This is a genomic window from Comamonas suwonensis, from assembly GCF_012844455.2.
Classification (GTDB): domain Bacteria; phylum Pseudomonadota; class Gammaproteobacteria; order Burkholderiales; family Burkholderiaceae_C; genus Comamonas; species Comamonas suwonensis.
The window spans coordinates 42,513-60,632 of sequence record NZ_JABBCQ020000007.1 but is presented as its reverse complement, the minus strand read 5'-3'; the positions used below and the strand labels follow the sequence as shown (position 1 = coordinate 60,632).

At 54.1% G+C, this 18,120-nt stretch carries 12 protein-coding genes and 4 tRNA genes; 1 reads left to right on the top strand and 15 read right to left on the bottom strand.

The features are described 5' to 3' along the window. Positions 1-177 precede the first annotated feature (177 nt). From HF327_RS09560 to HF327_RS09525, 8 genes are all read right to left on the bottom strand, one after another. A complete protein-coding gene (locus HF327_RS09560) occupies positions 178-3,054 on the bottom strand; it encodes a TrlF family AAA-like ATPase (RefSeq protein ID WP_407927033.1) in 2,877 nt (958 codons plus the stop codon). Then, positions 3,047-6,520 carry an Eco57I restriction-modification methylase domain-containing protein gene (locus HF327_RS22015; protein WP_169107997.1) on the bottom strand — a complete coding sequence of 1,158 codons (3,474 nt, stop codon included), beginning with the start codon at positions 6,518-6,520 and terminating at the stop codon, positions 3,047-3,049. Before HF327_RS22015 ends, HF327_RS09560 begins: the two co-directional genes overlap by 8 nt. 54 nt (positions 6,521-6,574) lie before the next feature. Next, complete coding sequence (locus tag HF327_RS09550; RefSeq protein WP_169107996.1) at positions 6,575-7,693, bottom strand: Abi family protein; 1,119 nt, start codon at positions 7,691-7,693, stop codon at positions 6,575-6,577. 32 nt (positions 7,694-7,725) lie between these two features. Next, on the bottom strand, positions 7,726-11,187 hold the full coding sequence (gene brxC, locus HF327_RS09545; protein ID WP_169107995.1) for a BREX system P-loop protein BrxC: 3,462 nt from the start codon (positions 11,185-11,187) through the stop codon (positions 7,726-7,728). Positions 11,188-11,225: 38 nt separating this feature from the next. Further along, entirely contained in the window at positions 11,226-11,789 is a 564-nt protein-coding gene (locus HF327_RS09540; RefSeq protein ID WP_169107994.1) for a BREX protein BrxB domain-containing protein, read from the bottom strand. Continuing rightward, positions 11,779-12,579: a hypothetical protein gene (locus tag HF327_RS09535; protein WP_328701769.1), complete on the bottom strand. Its 801-nt coding sequence runs from the start codon at positions 12,577-12,579 to the stop codon at positions 11,779-11,781. Before HF327_RS09535 ends, HF327_RS09540 begins: the two co-directional genes overlap by 11 nt. Continuing rightward, positions 12,576-12,803 carry a hypothetical protein gene (locus HF327_RS09530; RefSeq protein WP_169107993.1) on the bottom strand — a complete coding sequence of 76 codons (228 nt, stop codon included), beginning with the start codon at positions 12,801-12,803 and terminating at the stop codon, positions 12,576-12,578. Before HF327_RS09530 ends, HF327_RS09535 begins: the two co-directional genes overlap by 4 nt. 363 nt (positions 12,804-13,166) lie before the next feature. After that, positions 13,167-14,414 carry a hypothetical protein gene (locus HF327_RS09525; protein ID WP_169107992.1) on the bottom strand — a complete coding sequence of 416 codons (1,248 nt, stop codon included), beginning with the start codon at positions 14,412-14,414 and terminating at the stop codon, positions 13,167-13,169. A 402-nt stretch (positions 14,415-14,816) separates the two neighbouring features. Between HF327_RS09525 and HF327_RS09520 the strand changes: the two genes are divergently transcribed. Beyond that, entirely contained in the window at positions 14,817-15,182 is a 366-nt protein-coding gene (locus HF327_RS09520; protein WP_169107991.1) for a helix-turn-helix domain-containing protein, read from the top strand. 268 nt (positions 15,183-15,450) lie between these two features. Here the strand turns inward: HF327_RS09520 and HF327_RS09515 are convergent, their stop codons facing one another. The 7 genes from HF327_RS09515 to HF327_RS09485 form a co-directional block, all read right to left on the bottom strand. Then, positions 15,451-15,813, bottom strand: coding sequence for a hypothetical protein (locus tag HF327_RS09515; protein WP_169107990.1), 363 nt, complete (start codon positions 15,811-15,813; stop codon positions 15,451-15,453). A gap of 2 nt (positions 15,814-15,815) precedes the next feature. Next, complete coding sequence (locus HF327_RS09510; RefSeq protein WP_169107989.1) at positions 15,816-16,133, bottom strand: hypothetical protein; 318 nt, start codon at positions 16,131-16,133, stop codon at positions 15,816-15,818. A gap of 118 nt (positions 16,134-16,251) precedes the next feature. Continuing rightward, a complete protein-coding gene (locus HF327_RS09505) occupies positions 16,252-17,457 on the bottom strand; it encodes a tyrosine-type recombinase/integrase (RefSeq protein ID WP_169107988.1) in 1,206 nt (401 codons plus the stop codon). A 178-nt stretch (positions 17,458-17,635) separates the two neighbouring features. After that, a tRNA-Cys gene (locus HF327_RS09500) sits at positions 17,636-17,709 on the bottom strand. Between the two features lie 15 nt (positions 17,710-17,724). After that, positions 17,725-17,800 (bottom strand) — tRNA-Gly (locus HF327_RS09495). Positions 17,801-17,858: 58 nt separating this feature from the next. Next, positions 17,859-17,934, bottom strand: a tRNA-Gly gene (locus HF327_RS09490). A gap of 57 nt (positions 17,935-17,991) precedes the next feature. Then, positions 17,992-18,067: transfer RNA gene (locus HF327_RS09485), tRNA-Gly, on the bottom strand. Positions 18,068-18,120 lie beyond the last annotated feature (53 nt).

The window sequence follows — 18,120 nt, the reverse complement described above, 5'->3', positions numbered from 1 at the left end:
TCCCCGGTGAGCTGCTGAACGTATGCAGCAAATGAATCGACAAGCGGTAGCATGCTTTAATACTACTATATTCACACTAAAAAAATAAATTTTAGTGTTTGTTTTTAATGCTTCACGCTTATGATGCATAAGCTTCCGGCGCTTGCCGACAGGCCGCACCGCCAGCTTCGCTAATTATCAAAAGTGATACTTCTCGCTACGACGTTTAAAGGCTTGCTCCGAACCTTCCATAATGTCTAGGACTGCTCGGGCCACCACTGCCCTGTCAAGGCCTCCTTCTGCCAGCAGCCTGCCTCTCCCGTCTCGCGCCTCAAGCGCATAAATAAGCTCAGCATCACCGTTCACGGGAAGATTCGCGTTATGCGTGGCAATAATGAGTTGCCGCCGCTGCTTTGTTGCGCGCAGATCTTTGACCAAGGTTTTGTAGATAAAACTTGAGTCAAGCTCGTCCTCGGGCTGGTCGATAACGATGGGGCCATCTCCACGGGCAAGCATGAGATTGAGCAGCACGGTATTTCTCTGCCCTTCGGAGAGGGCGCCACTCATCTTCCCAGCAGTTGACTGGTCATCCCGCAAGAGTTCCACGTCGATGCCGTCACTGACTCGCGTAACACGTACCTCCTCCCAAATCGGGCGCACGTCCATGCTATCGATGTGTGCGATAAGCGCAGGCTGCAAATCATCACCAAGTGGCCCACCTGTGAAATACAGGATTGCCCGAGGATCCGTTCGGCCAGCCTCCACAGTCTCCCAAGGGCTTTCTTCCGTACCACGTTCCAGCCAAGACTGAAAAAGGTCATCACCCAATTCATCCCACCGCCGGGCCAGCTTGCCACGCCCATCACGAGGCGCAAGACGCTTCCAAGCAGTGCCGAACGACGCTTTGTCTCGCATGTACGTCGTCGTAACGCGAACAGTTTGAGACGCTACTGATGCCTGAATCTCGTCAGCAGTCTCCTTACGAAGCGCAAATTGCCGTTTCCATATGCCATGCAATGACGCAAGAACAGCTGGAAGCTCTGCTGCTTGTTGTCTGGTTTTCTCCAGTTCCTGCTCCCGAGCATGAACCTGCTTCAATCGGCTTTGCTTAGTTTCTTCCAATTCTTGTAGTCGAGCGATGTCCCCAGGACGAATACCTTTTTCTTCACACGCCACCCGGAACTGCTCTTGAGCCGTTTGTATTGCTTCGAGTGCTGGCGCATTCGCATCCAAAACCTTAGCCAAAGCACCTTGATACTTCTGCAACGCTTGGCTCAGCTCTTGCGCCAAGTCATTTCTGGCACCGCTCAGATCCCGGTCTGCAGTTCGGAACCAATCAGCCGCAGGCCACTCTTTGGCCTCATCTGGCAAAGAGGTCGGTTGTGTGGACAGACGCTCAACCAAATCGGATACATCGGTTGAAACCTGTTCAGCTGCACTGAACATCTCATCCAAGTGTCGGTTGGCCCTGCGTGCAAGCTGATCGCGCACTGAGTCGCCTTGCACAGCAGCGCGGGCTTGCAACTGGCGGTCGATTTCTACAGTCTCTTGCCTCAGTGCCTTGACTTCCGCTCCCAAGCGCTGTTCGTCACGCGCCGCCTGAAAAAGTGCTTTCGCTGTTGCTTGCAGCTTGCGTTCATCAACTTGGAGCCCAGAAAGCGGCTTTCCGCAAGAGGCATCGATGAGCGCCAGCACCTGTGCCTGCCCCCCTTCGCCATCGGTCATCCGGCTGAGTTCCCCTTGGCTGAAGAACTGCACTCTGAGCAGCCGTAACACGGTTTGGAGGTCAGTAACTTCCCGCCCTTCAATTTGGCGTTGAGTCGCTGGAGGGTTGAATGGCCGATAGACCAAGGTGTCGGCCACACCTCCCTCTGCCTGAAACGACACCCGAATTTCAGCACCAGGCTGCGCTAGCGATCTCATCAGCTGATCACGCTTCCGGCCCAGCGAAGAAGCTGGGTCAGGCTTGGCGGTTTGATCTACCTCCAGCGCGAAGCGAAGGTATTCCAGCAATGAAGACTTGCCACTCCCACGGCCACCAATGACACAGTTCACGCCTTCCGAAAAATTGACCTCCTGGTCGTCCAGGAACTTCGCACCACGAACTGAGACTTTGGTAATGCGCGGGTGTATCAACACATCGCTAGGCTGGCCACCCAACAGCTGAATACGGGAAAGGGGATCCAAGAAAGCCTGCCGAAGCGCCTCTATGGACGGCTTGGACATTTTGAGCCACGTGTGCCTGTAGCCCAGCGAGTTCGCTATCGGGTTGCCTTCTGCGTCTTTGCGAAGCGACTTGGCGTCAGAAGACATCACATACGCGGGGTGACAGTCCTGTCGTGCCCATGCCCGATCCCGCCCCTCGACAATATCAAGAATCCGTTGTACTGGCGGATTCGCAGTTACTTCCAGAGCCAGAAGCCGCTTGTTCTTGTAATCCTCCATATGCCGGGGATCGTTCAGCAGCCCGTCGTTCTGATCGGCATGCGCCGCAATGACGATGCCTTTATGTTCGTCCTGAACCAGTTCCACCAACTCTTTAAGGCTGATCGCAGCGCCATTCCGGCGCAACGGCATGGGTTGCCCCTGACGAAAACGCTCGTTTTCATCCAGTCCCAGCTTGCAAAGCAGTTTGTTCACCCGCCAAACATGGCTCGCCTTCTTCGCGGGCTCAAACAGGCACAACACGTGGTACCCAATGTCCACCTCGAATCCAGGAAGGATGTGAAGCGGCGCTCGCCCCAAGTCTCTAGCAACGCTTTTGTTCTGCTCGACAAGATGCGTCAGAAACCAATCACGCTGCTCCGTCTTCTGAGAAAAGTTGTGATCCGTTACGCCAATCAGTTCAAGCCCCAATTCATGACATCGGCGCAGATACGCTCGGGCTATTTCTTGCAAGCGGCTCTCATCTGGTTTTGCAGGACTGCCTTGCCCGTTGGAGTCTAGTGCAGGTGCTGATATAGGCCGCCTGGGCTCCAGCAACCTGGTGTCGTCATCGCCCCAATGGGCTGCGTCTTCTGGGGTCTGTACCTGAAAGTCGCACTTGAACCACCGCATTCCTTCGTAGTCAGCCACGGCCTGCCTCCCTTGCCGCTTTCTTTTCCGCCACTGTCAAATGATGGTCATTAATGCGCTCACCGCCAAACACACCAAACCACGGCGCGCTTTCCACGTCCTTGCCGCGATCTTTGTCCAAGGTGATGTTGAGCTTGGGCTTTTTGTTGTGGCGCAGCACCTCGGCGGTCATGAAGGGGCGGATGTTCAGGCGCACGCCGTCGTTTAGGTCGGGGTTCCAGGCGACGGGCTGCTGGGCCAGGGGCTTCCAGCGCACGAAGATGTCGTAGGGCGGCTCACCGGTGGCGATCAGCTCCAGGCGGCGCTTGAGATCTTGGGCCGCCGCGAGGCGCGTGGGAGCGTCGTCAACGCCTTCGTGCACGCCGATTTCCTGCTGGCGAATCCAGTCGCCAAGGTAGGTGTGGATTAGGCGATCGAGCTTGCGGGCGTCGAACTGGTGGTAGTTGACCAGCGCGGCAAAGCCGTCTTTCAGGCCGTCCCACACATGCCAGACAAAGGGGCGGTGGTGAAAGCGCTTGGCGTGCTGCTCAAAGAACTTGTCGCGCAGCCATACATCCAGCCCTTTGCCTGTGCAATCAGCTTGGGCCAGCAGCTTGTCGAGCACGGCGGGCTTCCAGCTACCGGGCTCGACGGTTTCCCAGGAGGCGATCAGCAGCTTCAACAGCCGCTCGTGCGCCGCAGGCTCGCCGCGCACCGAGGGCAGGCAGCAGATGCCATCGTCGTCGATGTGCTCGGCCAGGGTAGAGCAATGGGCTATCCAGACGTGGGCCTGGTCAGACAGCTCCATGGGGGCGGCGCTGCCGGGTACTGGTGCAGCGAGTGCGGAATCATTATTTCGATAGCTGCTAGTGCTTTCTGGTAAAGCGCTGGAGTCCGATTTGGCTTGTAATTCAGACGATGCCGCTGCCTGCAGCTCCGCAGGCCAGCGGTAGCCCACCAAGCGGGCAACTGCGACTTGCAGCGGGTCGGTGGCGGGCTGAGGGTGACCATGGAACAGCCATTGCGTGGGGTCGTCGGAATACGGCTTGGGCAAACCGTGAGGGTAGCGCTCGGCGGCGACTTGTTTCCAGTGGGCGAGGTCGAACGGGACTTTGACCAACGTGGCGTTGGTGACCTTGAGTGCTTGGTCGATTTGGCGAACGGCTTCGTTGTATTCGGGGGAGGAACAGAAGCACCAAATGGCGGGGAGGTTCGATGCGTCGAGCGGCACTAGGGTGGCGCTATTCATGTCCCACGGGCTACCACTGTTCAGCGTCGCTGGCAACTCGCTCATCTGCCGTACGGCAATCCCCCGACTACTCCATGCAACCTGACCTTGAACCCGAGCGGCACTAGAACTAGCAAGGCTTCCTTTGCCGCACTCCCAAAGAAACACTTGCTCTCGACCGCAAAAATGGGCGGTCACATCTCCAGTCGATTGGAAGCTTTTCCAATCTTGCCCCCACTGCCGTTGCTCCCAGAAGCATTGGATGTAGCGAAGGTTGTCACCTGTCGTAATGCCTTGGTATGAGCGAGCAAATTGCTCCAATAGCGGCAATTCAGACGCTTCTTCCAACGCCACCCGCGCATCCGGATTCCCCAACTGCCCTTTCTGGCTCACCGCCACCACCGCGCCCTCGCGCAGCAACAACGCTTTTTCTGGCGCCGACTTGAGCGCGCTGGCGTCCACGCCGTGCAGCGCAAAGCCTTCCGGCGCCGGGGCGCGGGTCTGGGTGAGCAGCACGGCCTGCACCACCTCGCCGCTGATGGTTTCGAAAGCGCCCGGCCCCAAGCGTGCCAGCAGGTTCCACTGCACGCGCTGCAGCAGCGAAGCCCGCTGCTTTTTGTAGCTGGTCAAAAACAGCCAGTTCTGCGGCATGACGATTTGCACCACGCCTGCGCCTTCTTTGCGGCACAGCTCCAGACAGCGCTCCAGAAAGACGTTGGCCAGGTCGTTCTTGGCCTCGGGGTAATGGGTGGCGCAGTAGCTTTTCAGCGCATCGTTTTGCTTGCCGCGTGCCAGATAAGGCACATTGGTGATGACAAGGTGGTAACGCGCCTGCAGCAGACGGGCGGCATCGAGCAGGCCGCGGGCGCTCAGCGCCAGTTCCAGCAGCTCGCCATCGGACGCGTTGGCATCGCTGGTTTCCTGGGCCAGCGCTTGGGCCAGCAGTTCGCGCAGCGTCTGCACGTTGGAGGTAGCCAGGTCGTCCTTCAGGCTACGCGCGGGGTCGAGCAAACTGCCCAGCAGTGGTGCTTGGGCAAAATCGGCCTGTAGTGCCCGCAGGTCTTGCGCTACCAGCTCTTTGTTTAATAGCGTTTCTGGCACCAGCGCGCTCCAGTCTTGGGCGCTGGCGTTCATCTTCAAGCCACAGCAGGCAATTTGCGGCGCAGGCATATCAGCGCGTACGCCCAGTTGGTCGCCATTTTCATCCGGAAAGCGCCAGGCAGTCAGGGCCAATGCGAACACGGCAATCTCCACGCAGCGTGCGTCCAACTCCAGGCCGTGCAGATTGTCTTGCAGCACGTAGTCCACCGCGTCCATCGCACTCAGACCTTCGGCGGCCATGCGCATGGGTACGAGCATGAGGAAGGCTGCCACCAGAAAGTGGCCAGATCCGCAACAGGGGTCGAGCAGCTTGAAGTCTTTGAGGCTGTCGGGCCAGGCGGCGAATGGGCCAGCAGCGGGTGTACCGTCTTCCAGGGTACGCAGGTAGCTCAGCGACACGGGGCATGGTTGGCCGGGGTGGCGCGTTTGCCACCAGGCGCCCAGGCTGTTGTGCAGCAAAAAGTCCACCATATAGGGCTCGGTAAAAAGCTGGGTGACGGCGGGTAGCTCGTCAGCGCCAATCTTGTCCCCGGAGGCATTAACCTCGTCCTTGCGCTTGGCCTGCCAGAACTGGTAAACCCAGCCCAGGCTGTCGCTGGCCTGGAAGACGTCCAAAGGCAGGGCAGCCAGCAGGCGCTCCAACTCGCGCTGGTGCTCGGGGGCAAAGGCCAGCTCAAACACAGGGCTTTGGGGCTTGAACACCTGGGGCAACATCCGTGCGGCGAGCTTGCCGGCCAACTCCCACTGGGTTTTGGCGCCCAGGTTCATGGCGGGGTCGGTTTCTTGCACCAGGGCTTCGCAGTCGTCCAGCGACACCGCGGCGCCAATCTCCCACAGCAGCAGGCCATTTTCTGCCAGAAAGCGAGCAAACAGCATGCGATGCCAGTGCTGGTAGGCCACTTCCCAGCCCAGTTGGCGGTTGGTTTGGCTGCCGTCTGCACCCAGCGCATCGCCCAAGGCGCGGCCATGGGCACGCAGACGGCGGCGCAGGGCTTTTTTGTCGTCGGTGAGGTAGTCAGGCGCCTTTGCGTCGCCTACAGCCATTTGGGTCAATGCGGCTTGCGCGGCTTTTTCGGCCACGTCGCGGGCGGCTTTGACGGTGTTTTCTAGCTGGGTGCGTAAGGGTTTGGGCAGGGGAGCTGCGTGGGCTATGGGCATGAAAAAATCTTTAGTGAAATATGGCTCAAACGCTTTCTAGATAAGCGCAGATAGCTATGTTTTTTTGAGAGCGTGTGGATTGCAGGCTGCGCGCCGGGCTTCAAGAGCCTTGGCCACTCGTGTATGATTACCAGCAATATGCCCGGCGCCTCTGCACTTTGTGTACGCGTCGGTTCTCATTTGTGGCGGCACTTTATGCCTTCTGCTTCCAGGGCAAGGAGTTGGCCCAGCCCTCACAAGCGCCCAGCCCTCACAAGCGCCCAGATCTTGCAACGACAGCCGAGCATTTGCGTGCGGAAATTCATCGTGAAGCAAGGCTTGCACCCGCTGGTCCCAGGTGGAGCGGGGGCAGATCACCTCCAGCAGTTGGCGCATCAAGCAGAAGTAGAAAAACGGGCGCGCATTGTCTGCCTCGGCAGGCCAGCTTGTAGGTACAGCGGCGCGCTCCACCACATTGATGTTCCATAAGCGACTGTGATGGGCCGATACATTGCGGACGAAGTTCAGGCTGCGCAGCCATTGCGCGAATGCCTGGCCGTCCGGCGCGCCGTAGATGGCGGCGATCTGCTGCTGGTCTGCGTATTGCATGCCCGAAAACAGTTTGGAGAGCAGGCCAAAATCCCACACCTCGACCGCAGCCAAAACAGGGAGTGCCCCGTATTGCTGCTGGTGATGGACCACAAAGGGTTCTTTGCGCGCACGGTGCAAAAGCGTTTCGTATTTGGCCAGCCAAAGCTGGTGCTCTGTTTTTCCTACGTTCGGGCCTTTGGTGATACGCTTTTTAGAGAAGTTGCCGTGCAGGCAGTCCGGATTCTCATGAGCGGCTGGGTCCCGTTTACCGAGTAAGTGGGCCACATCCACGCGCACGGCCATTTCTATCCGCTCCAAGGCGTCCAGGGCGAGCAAGCGCAGTTTTTTATCGAACACGTACAAGCGCACCACGTCTTCAAAGCGGCTTCCCGGGACAAAACTGTCCGAGCGCACGGCCCGGCCTTGCTGCCGGGATGCCTCGGCATCTATGGATCGCATGGGATACCAGTAACCACTCAAGCGGTAGTAGCCCAGGCGCTCCAGATAGTCGAGTGCGGCCACGCGGTCTTCCACCTGCAAGCCCCGCGCCTGAAGCACGTCCAACTGCTGGGCAAACGAGAGCCAGGGCTTGAGGGGTTTCATGCGATATGCCTCCAAGTGCCTCAACGCCGGGCTTACAACGACACCGGCCCTTGTTGCAATTTGGCTTGCAACAGGGTTTGCACTTCGTCCAACCAAGCTTGCAGCTCCGCCTGGTCGTTCAAGGTGCGTTTGGGCAGAGTGACGTGGACGACATTGGGTTTGAGCAGTTGCGCGGCGGCATAGCGAGCGGCGTCAAAACGGCTGGACAGAGCCTGAGTTTTGGAAGCCCAGTGCTCCAGATCGCATTCGTCCAGCGCATCTTGCAGTTGCTCAGGCATCCCTAACAGGGGGGCGTTGGGTGCTGCCAGGTGGTGCTGGTTGCGCAGGGTGTCGCGTTGTGCTTCGGTGAGCTTGCCCCAGTCGAAATCGGCCTGGAGCTGTACTTGCTGCTGTTCGAAGACTTGCTGAAACGTGTCCAGCTTGGCGCTTAGGGCCTGGCGCAGCAGGTCGGCGGCCTTGTCCAGCAGCGGGCGCACAGGGTCAGGGTCGGCCAACAAACTGCGTTGTGCTTCGATGGCATCCACCTCGGCTTTCAATGCTGCATAAGGCCCCAGCGCTTTGGCGTGGCGCAGCAAGTCGCCCAGCTTGCGCCAAACGGGCATGCGTTGGGCGATCACCTGCGCCGTTTGGCTCCAGGTTTTGGAGAGCGCCACAATTTCATCGTAGCGAGTGAAAAGCTCTAGCAATTGCGCGTTGCCGCTTTGCGCTTCGATAGCTTCTAGGGCGTCGAGCTTGGGCGCTTGCGGGGCGGGGGCGGTTCCACCTGCTTGGACAGCCTGTTCGCGCAGCTTGGCCAGCAAGGCGGGGACTTTAGTCAGCTCTTCCTTGGGTTGGCAAGGCACGCCGACAGCGCTGAACAGGCTGCGAATCTTGATGAGCTGCGGCGGTGTGATGGTGACGCTTTCGCGCTGAAAGCTCGCTTGGGTGAGCTTGGCGCGGTCCAGGCTCTTGGCATCGACGGGCTTGGAAGCGGCATCTGTAGCTTTGATGTGGCCTGCGGCCAGCAACGCATACAGCGCACCGTCGATGGCGTCGCGCGGCCAGCCGTGAGGCGGGGCTTCGAACTGATCGCGGATTTCAGCGCCTTTTTTGCCAGGACCGATGTAGGCCAGGAGCTTTTGGCTGACGGGGTGTTTGTCAGCCTCCTGGGTGTGCCCCACTGCCTTGAGTGCTTCTAAGCTGCCCTTGCGTGCTTCATCAAGCACCTTGCTCCACTGAGGATGATCGGCAGCATCGAACTGGCTATAGAGGCGAATGGCCGATGAATGGGCTGCCTGCTGGATGCGTTCAGCCAGCTCGTTGCCGTCTTGCACCTCTTGCCCTCCCGCCTGAAAAATGCGTGCGCCGGCGAGGATTTGATTCAGCAGCTCAGCCAGCTCCTTTTCGGCGGCGCGCTGGCGGCTTTCCATGGAGCGCTGGGCATCACGACCCTCTTCGGTGGAAGGTGCGCCTTTTTTCTGTAGCGTGGCGCGTGCGGCTTCCTGTGCAACGATGGCGTTGGCCAGCTCAGTTTTATGCTGCGCGGGCAGGAAGGCGAACAGGCTGGGGTTGTCGGTGCCCAGAGCCTTGGCTTCAGCAAGCACGGATTTTTCTTCAGTCTGCCAGCCATCTTGCAGCCACAGATAGAGGTTCTCGGCATGGTCACGAGGCAGGCGGTCGTCGTAGCTCGGGATCAAGCGCCGCTCTACGTTGTCTGCTCCTTGTACAACGCGTACCTTCTTGAGTACCTCGCCCAAGCGGATCTTGAGAAGGTCGGCACGCTTTTGCTCTATACGCTGTGGTGCGGCCTTGAGTTCGGCCTCCTGAGCGCGGAATTCGTCATACCAAGTGCTGGACTCACGGGTTTGTAGGCGGTACTCGGTACCGTTGCCACCGGCCAGGGCCATCACCAGCCGGTCTTTGCTCTGCAGTTCTTCAAGCAGTTCAGGCAGTTGCTTGCGCAGCTCGGCTGAACCTGCGGACAGGTTCGTCACCAGCAGGTCAGCCAGCACGTCTTCGGTGGCCTTGAGGCCAATGTCCATGGCGGCATCAGCAGGCAGCTTGTTGATGAGGTAGATAAGTTTGAGCAGCCTGGATTTGAGCTGGGCGGCCTCGTCCCCCGCAGCCAGCCGTTGCACGTTCTCAAATACCTCTTTGGGCAGTTGGGCAGTAGAGACTAGGTTGGCAGCAATCTGGTCGTAGAGGAAGTCACCGGCCACGACATGGCCCAAAGGAGCCTCTGCGGTGGCCAGCACGGCCTCATGCACCACACGCAATTGGCTGCGCAGTTGCGAGACTGTGCCCGTGGTGTCGATAGTGCGTAGCACCCGTTCCCAGAAGCGGCGGCGTACAGGCAGCAACGGGTAGTCGGAAGTCATCACGCTTTCGTCGTCGGGGACGTGTTCCAGCTTGGTGCCACGCAGATGACGAGAGATTTCCCCCAAATTGTCGCGCCAGACTTGTTCGACCTGGGGTTGTGCTGTGGGCTTCTTTGCCAGAATGATTTGCCTCGTGACGTTCTCCACGTCCCAGTCCCCCAGCATGATCTGCACAGGGAAACGGCCCATCAGGCGCTGCAGATTGGGCATGCCCGACAGTGCTGATTGGCCGGTGCCCACAAACAGCAGTTTGCCGTTGAAGTGCTTGGACAGCGTTTCGGTGACTTCTTGCACCTGGAAGGCTTTTTCTGCGTCTGCACCAATGTATTGCTGCACTTCATCGAGCACCACGAGCGTAAGCGGAAACTTGTCGCCATCCATGAGCGCAGCCTCGATGGCAGCAGTCATTTGCTCACTGGTGACGTCCTGCACCTGGGGAAATTGCTCCTTGAGCAGCTTGCGCACGTCGGCTTCGGTGTGTGCCAAGTCCGGGCGTGCGCTAAGCAGCCCCTTGGCCAAGGGGCCGGAGACATACATGTGTGGCAGCTCTTGCGCCAAAGACCGTCCCGCCGTCATCAGCTCGGCTTCGACCAGAGACAGGATGCCTTCGCGGCGCATCCAAAGTACGAATTGAGCCTGGTTGTATTGCTCAGGCAGTCCTTTGGACTTGAAGATGATGCCCAGCAGCGCCAGTCGTACTTTATCCCCAGCGCCCGCACCCAATTTACCCGCTGCGGCATGCAGCCCACCGTGGCGTTTGCCATGGGTGCTGAGTTCCTTGAGCTGTTCAAACACACCCGTCGGCAGCGTGGCCAAGCTGCGGGCGGTGGCACCGCCCGTGAACTCGTAATCCGTCCAGAGTGTGCGCAGCATCTTGGCCAAATGGGACTTACCGCTGCCATAAAAGCCGGAGATCCATACCCCCGGCTGCTCGATTCCCGTATCCAAGTTGAGCAGGAATTTATCGAGGATGGTCTCCATCCCCTTCTCGTACTGGCCGTTGCAGACGAAGGTTTCCAATTCGTAGCGCAGAATGGCTTGGGCGGCAGTGGAGTGATCTTCTGAAACTTCAGCCACGCCGTTGTTGACGAGGCGGTTTTCCTGCGGCGGCTTGTTATAGATGTCCCGGTTCAGCATGATGGTTGTTTTTTGCTTCGATGATGTTGGGTATAAGGTCAGCCTTGGGCCAGTAGCGGCACAGCAAGGTAGTTCCAGCCGTCGCGTGCGTCTAGCAGGCGGTAGCTGTGAGTCTCGGGGTGATATTCGCCTGGAAAGAACACCAATAGACGGCCATCGACGGCATCCTTAACGCCCTCGACCAATGAGGACACGCGAGCCACACCGAACAATGCGCCCACGCCCAGTAGCGCCACCACGGTATTCGGCCCGGCTTCTGCTGCGATACGCGCTTTGAGCCTAGCAGTGAGGTCTGCAATGAATTCGGTCAGCTCTCCAGCCTGGTAGCCTGCGAGGTCTTCGGGCGATTCAAAGTAGGCATCACGGTACTCCTGGGCTGCCATCCATTCTGGGAAGGCCAGGGTAATGTCCAGCAGCAGCCACTGTTTGTCCGCCTGCTGGGTAGCCAAGGCAAATTCCTCGACATTAGCACGCAGTCGTAATTCGTCGGATTTGTCGTAAACCGCAAAAATTACGCGCTGAATGGCGGCCAGCCCGGCCTGCCAGGGCACAGTGAGGTGCTGGCGATAGACAGACACTAGCTTAGCGACCTTAGACGACATGTGAAGCCTCCTGGCGGATACGTTCTTCTTCAGGGGTGAGGTAACCAGGAAAGCGGACTTCCTTGACGCCGCCGGCATTCATGAAGACAAGCAATCCCCGGTGCGATGCAGCGTTGGCAAGCGCCTCCAACTCTTCGGCGGAACTACCCAACAAGTCCATCCAGCCGGATGAGAACAGGCGCTGTCCCGTCAACCCTTCCAAGTAGCCAAGGAACAGCAGCAATGCAACCGATTCAGGGTGAGGATGGATGGCTGCGCGGGTCTTGCGCACCTTGCCCTGCAGCAAGCCTGCCGCAGTCCAGGTGCCGCCAATGTTCTGCGCGAAAGACTGCAAGGATGCGGAGCTGAAGCGATCGGGATACACACTTGCGAGAACACCTTGCAACGCTTCACGCGGCACAGCAGCGCCAACGCTTTGCCCCAGAATGAAGGACTGGGTACTGCGTAGCAAGGGATCTCGCGCCAAAGCGGCAACCAGCGCAAGCTGCGGCTGAGCTGCTTCGGCGTATGGCCATAAACGCCGCAGCGCACGAAAAATGGGGCTACTCGGATCAAGCGCATACAGTGTTGCCATATGCCGCGCAGCCAATTGACGCGCCTTGCGAGTAGGTTTACCCAAAACATTGCCTTCAACCACGGCTGCAACATAGTCAGTACGGGAGGATGCTTGCGAGGTATGGGCTAGCAGCAAGCTCAGATCACCCAGCATCATGGTTCGTGCCGCATGCGGACCGTTGATGCCAAAACGAAAACCTAGCTGGGCTAGAAGTGCCTTACGCTGCTCAGTCACGCGGCACTTCCTGGCACGTTGCCACGCACGGTTTGCACCGTATGAGGCAATGTCTCGGCAGGAACGCCCTCCAGCGGATAACCCTGCGCACGGCAATAAGCAACCACCATCACCTCGAACATATTGGCCAGGCTGCGCATCTCCCTCTCTGCAGCCACTTGCATGGCGGCTTTAATGGGAGGCTCAACGCGGACACTGACGACCTCTGATTTGCTGGCGGCCATAGGCGCGCTCCTGTAAGTAAAACGATAGCGGATTGCTAGGTTACCAGATGTTCTCCATTAGCCAGTACATGTTCAGACAATCCGGACCGTTCCTGCAGATGAATGATCTTGCCCCATAACAGACGCGTACATCCGTTGACACAACGAGCGGCAAATCCAGATCTCATGAGAGGAGTAGCCCAATCTATGACCGAGGAGTTCTCTGAATCGCTGCAGAGCCATCCAAGATTTACACGATAACCAAAAAATCAGGAAACACTCCTAATTTTTAATTGAATATTCGCCCATGAGGGGGGGGGGAAGCGCAGATTGGGGGGGGAGCTATGGTTTATATAGCAAAATAATTAAGATGCGATGAAAAGATCAATCATCATCACCTAAAAAATGACGTTGAATATCCGAAATATAACTTTCAGTTCTTTTTCTATCATCATTTATTCCAACAATTTCATTTTGGGCAGAAGACCAGCATCTAACTCTTATCTGCCGTAACAGGCACCAGCTGTTTAAAAATTTTTTTGGAATCATATATCTATACACATTGCTGTTAGCGAATAGAAATTTATGCTTTCCATCATCTCTATCATGCTTCCAAAAATCGCTGCTTGCCAGTGCACCACTAGTTACAAGAACATTGTCCATTTCATTAATAGCATACGCCTCAGAATTTATATTAGAGGGTGATGATACGTAGATACAAGAAATCACCTCATCTCCAGTTATTCTTTTCATCAAATTAACTAAGGGATCAAAATTCCACAACACATATGAATAATAAATCAACTTAGACTTTTTCAAAATTAAAAAAGCATGATGACATCTTTGAAGTAAAGTAGCATCAGTATCTTCATAGCGCCAAACGTTTTCCAACAATTTTGACATCTCATTTAGATCAGAATAATCACATTTTTTATAACGAGAAAAGACTATTGACCAGTCATCTTCTTCATCAATTTCTGGACAAAAAGAAAACTCTTCAAAAATTTCAGAATCAGTACAGTGATGCATTCTTTCAGAAAAAACTCGTGGATTAACTCCAGAGTATTTACTGAAATCTTGAATTTTTAACAAATTCAAAAATAAAACTAGAGCATCTAATCTAGCTTGAGACAAGCTTATTGCACATATATCATGTGTTGCCCGGCAAGCATCAAGCAATTCAGCTAATTTATTAATATTATTATCTTTTAAACCACGATTGGAAATTTTATTTAAAAATTCTCCTGATATATTTAAGTAATTTTGATTTTTCTCCTCTGGAATCTCAAAGGTTATTGATCCTGGAGAAAATTTAATATTTTTTGGACGCTTATCAAAAATGTAATTTTTTCCACATAATTTCTCAATAGAATTCTGAATATCTGAATGCTTCAGGATTTTTGATCTTTCTGAAATGCTTCTCTCTGCGTGTGTAGATACCTTAAATCCACTCCCAATAGTGCACTTACTGTTATCTATACCGCCGCAAATAACGACATACGCAATGAGTGCTGCTAGTGGCTCCTCCAACCCAGCTATCGAATTAATAGCATCAAGTGAGATAGCGAAAAAAGATCGATTCAATTTTGAACGCTTTTTATTTTTACTCAAGTTTTCACTAGCACTCTTCATTTACACCTCGTAGCATTGGACATCTTCCAGTTTATTGTACGCACACTTTAAGCTTTGATGTAGATCTATGGAACAGCTAGAGGATTTTGAATAGCTAGAGCTATTGAAGTCCAAAAATCAGCCCCAATGCCTTATAAACAATAACGATTGCAATTGACGAAGAACGACCGTCCTCTCCAATCATGATGCTCGAAATCTATTTTTATGAATTGAAAGAGCGCAATAATCGAGTACCACGCAATTTGCACACAAATGAGACAAGAATCGTAAAATACGCTACATTAGCAATGCGCGTCACTTGCAAAAACCCATCAAAAATGGGACTGATAGTTATACAACTCAAGCACTTTGAGCATCTTCAGACCGCAATTTCCAATGATTTTCAATTTTAGGGAAATGCCGATGAACAATGCCCATTTCGCTCAATATGTCTTGAGTTGCGAGCAAGTCGCGGAAATGCTTGGTTGTACACAAAAAACGATAGAAGAAAAAGCCCGCATGGGCCTGCTCCCATCTATTAAATTCGGGCGCTCACACATATTCCCTGTAGATGCACTTTTTTGCCAGCTCAACGAACTGGCCAAGGCAAATCTTCGCCCACGAACCAAATCCCCCAAACCCGCAAACGAAAAATCATTCGCCACCGAAACGACTTCGGCAGCGAACGATTTCGCAATCGTAACAAGTTCAAAAAGCATCAGCATTGGCAAAACCAGGAAGCCCAAAGCTTTCGAATTTGGAAGCACTCGTAAGAAAAAAGCCGCTTAGAATTCCCTAATGCTTCGAGATGTTTTTGCTGCAAGCATCAGCAAAGGCGTGAATTTTTTTGTGTTTCCGGACAGAGTAATGTCTAGGGATCCAAGCTTGGACTTAATATCTATGATCGAAACCTGCTCTGCCATGCCCCTGTCTATTTGAAACTGAATAGTTCGGCACAGTGCATCGATAAGATTGAACCAGCCATCACCACACGATATTGGCACATTACCGATGAGTTTTGGGTGCTTCGAGCGCAGTGTATTGCAAAGATCCCGCTTCATAGCTCACCAAGAATGTCATTAATTACAGACTGAGCTGCACTTGCAGATAGCTGAGAAATAGCTGCTGCGTGCAATCCATTTACTATTGCTCCGAGATTTGCATGCTCAGATGTCATTACTGACATTTCTCCAACCTTCTCGATGAAATCTCGCGTGAAGCCTGGATCTAGCTCCATTTTTTGAAGTATGCGAGACTCAAATTCTCTGCGAGCAGCACCGATTTTCTCGTATTTTTCCTTCTGAAAAGGTAGAGAAAATGTTCGGTGGTCCGACATTTTTGAGACAAGCTTATTGAGCTTTTGGTCTTTTGTTTTATTAACAATGTAGACTAAAAAAGCTCTGTCTGGAGCGTTCAGCATAGTTACTCCAGAATGAAGCAAAACACAGTGCCAACATCTTTTCCGCGCAGTTGTCGCGCAATTGTGTCGCGCGCATTGTGCATATCAACAACTCCAGCATATGAATTTTCTTTTGAGCGAACGATGTAATCGTGTTTACCATCGGGGCGCTCTTTGAGCTTCATGAGCTGAAAATACTCATAACCTGGCTTCTCGCAGACACCATGATCAATAAATTCTTGAGCAATATTCTGCTCATTAATTAGACGTGTGCTTGTTGGTGATGCATTTGCAAATGCTGAAAACATAGAGAAAACGAAGAGTATGAAGACGTTTTTCATAAAGCACCTTGGTTGAGTTGCTTTTAGTTTGAACGTCTAGACGTTTATCTCCAAAACCCTGAGTTGCGCCTTAGCACGGCCCAACTTCATTTAGTTTTGGAGATTTTTTGATTGTCTGTTAGAGGCCGGCCTTAGCTGCTCTAGCAGCAGAACTGCCTCGCAGTGAAAGGTATCGGGCAATCATTGCGTCCGATGTCCAACCCATTAAATTCATAATTTCCCACTGGTTATAGAACCAGCCCGGCCCATCCGGATTCTTGAGGGTGAACCATCTGCATGTAGCTTCATGACGAAGATCGTGTTCGTTTAGATCCATCGCTCCTGCTTGTTTGAAAACATTTTTGAATTTTCTGGCAATCGAATTGCTTGTTTTTCTCAGGTCTTCTTCAACATTGCTGCCATCCCAAACTCCGGGAAACAACAAATCAGCGCCATCGCCCAGGCTTTCAATCCATGGATTCAACTCATTTAAGACGATTTGCAAAATCGGAACCTCTCTTGGCGGCGCTTTACCGCGATGCCCTTTCGTTGTCTGAACAATCGCCACGCCACGCGGAACCCCTTCTGCTTCGACAAATGATGAAACCCGCAGACGATAGGCTTCACGAAGCCGCATCCCTGTGTTTGCGATCAATATGAATAGAACTCTCATCTCTGGATTGGCGATGAGCGGCTGCGTCACTTCATCTTTGACGCGCTGCCCGTCAAGGACCTCAATGATCGCTTCATACTCGCCTGGAGCTAGACGCCTATTTCTTGGTGCACCATCTTTGATCTCTCCTCCATTTGCCAGAATCTGCTCAATCTCTTTCTTGCTCGTGACGATTGAGTACCCCTCTGGGAGCTTTCCCCATGGGTCTGGTGCATCGATCTCATTAGCTGCGTGATACCAGCGCCACGCCCTTCCAAGGCAGCCAACGCGGCCGCGGATGCTGTTAGGCGCCAGGTTCTCATCAACTCTCAAGAATTTCGCAAACGACTCAAGCCAAGGGTAGGTTACATCTTGAATTTTGGTCTTCTCGATGTAGTGCATCAGGATCTGACATAGATCCCGATCAGTCGCTGAGATGGATGCGTTGTGCTCTCTGTACGCGGTGACAAGATCGCCAAGCATTCCGGACCGGACATAAGACGCACTGGCATTGGCCGGGGCATCTTCATCAAGGATGAATGCAGGAACAACACCCCGGTTAAGCGATGCACGCACCTCATCTTCGTAGTTTTCAGCATCACTTTTGCTTTGAAATGTCTTGAAATGCTTTCCTTTGGGGAGGCGTTTGTCGATGATCCGAGCCTGGAACTTTTTGCCGTGCGGTCTAGCCATAGTCACTTCCTTTGCAGTGACTGCCCCGGATTACCCTATCCGTGGCAGCGTAGCAATGCTACGCAAATGAGGCGTTTTGAGGCATATCCCAGCCGTGGTGTCCGTGTTTATGGAGCCATTGACAAAAAGCAAAAGCCCCGTAGATCGTTGAATCTACAGGGCTTACTGCTATCAATATTGGAGGCGCGAACCAGAGTCGAACTGGTCTAACCGGATTTGCAATCCGGGGCATAACCGCTTTGCTATCGCGCCGTCATCACAAAAAACTGGAGCGGGAAAACGGGTTCGAACCGTCGACCTATACCTTGGCAAGGTATCGCTCTACCAACTGAGCTATTCCCGCAAATCAAAAAGTTTGGACCTTCTGATGCGAATCTGTATTGCTACAGATTCTAAAAATCTGGAGCGGGAAAACGGGTTCGAACCGTCGACCTATACCTTGGCAAGGTATCGCTCTACCAACTGAGCTATTCCCGCATTCAAAAGGCCTTCACCTTCTGATGCGAATCTGTATTGCTACAGATTCTAAAAATCTGGAGCGGGAAAACGGGTTCGAACCGTCGACCTATACCTTGGCAAGGTATCGCTCTACCAACTGAGCTATTCCCGCAAATCTACCGAAGCCCAACATTGTACAACGTTGTTTGCTGCGATGAATGAATT

Excerpts from the sequence above, each read along its gene's own strand:
- HF327_RS09525 (WP_169107992.1), bottom strand. The coding sequence starts at position 14,414 with ATGAAGAGTGCTAGTGAAAACTTGAGTAAAAATAAAAAGCGTTCAAAA.
- brxC (WP_169107995.1), bottom strand. The coding sequence starts at position 11,187 with ATGCTGAACCGGGACATCTATAACAAGCCGCCGCAGGAAAACCGCCTC.
- HF327_RS09550 (WP_169107996.1), bottom strand. The coding sequence starts at position 7,693 with ATGAAACCCCTCAAGCCCTGGCTCTCGTTTGCCCAGCAGTTGGACGTG.
- HF327_RS09520 (WP_169107991.1), top strand. The coding sequence starts at position 14,817 with ATGAACAATGCCCATTTCGCTCAATATGTCTTGAGTTGCGAGCAAGTC.
- HF327_RS09510 (WP_169107989.1), bottom strand. The coding sequence starts at position 16,133 with ATGAAAAACGTCTTCATACTCTTCGTTTTCTCTATGTTTTCAGCATTT.
- HF327_RS09530 (WP_169107993.1), bottom strand. The coding sequence starts at position 12,803 with ATGGCCGCCAGCAAATCAGAGGTCGTCAGTGTCCGCGTTGAGCCTCCC.
- HF327_RS09505 (WP_169107988.1), bottom strand. The coding sequence starts at position 17,457 with ATGGCTAGACCGCACGGCAAAAAGTTCCAGGCTCGGATCATCGACAAA.
- HF327_RS22015 (WP_169107997.1), bottom strand. The coding sequence starts at position 6,520 with ATGCCCATAGCCCACGCAGCTCCCCTGCCCAAACCCTTACGCACCCAG.
- HF327_RS09540 (WP_169107994.1), bottom strand. The coding sequence starts at position 11,789 with ATGTCGTCTAAGGTCGCTAAGCTAGTGTCTGTCTATCGCCAGCACCTC.
- HF327_RS09515 (WP_169107990.1), bottom strand. The coding sequence starts at position 15,813 with ATGCTGAACGCTCCAGACAGAGCTTTTTTAGTCTACATTGTTAATAAA.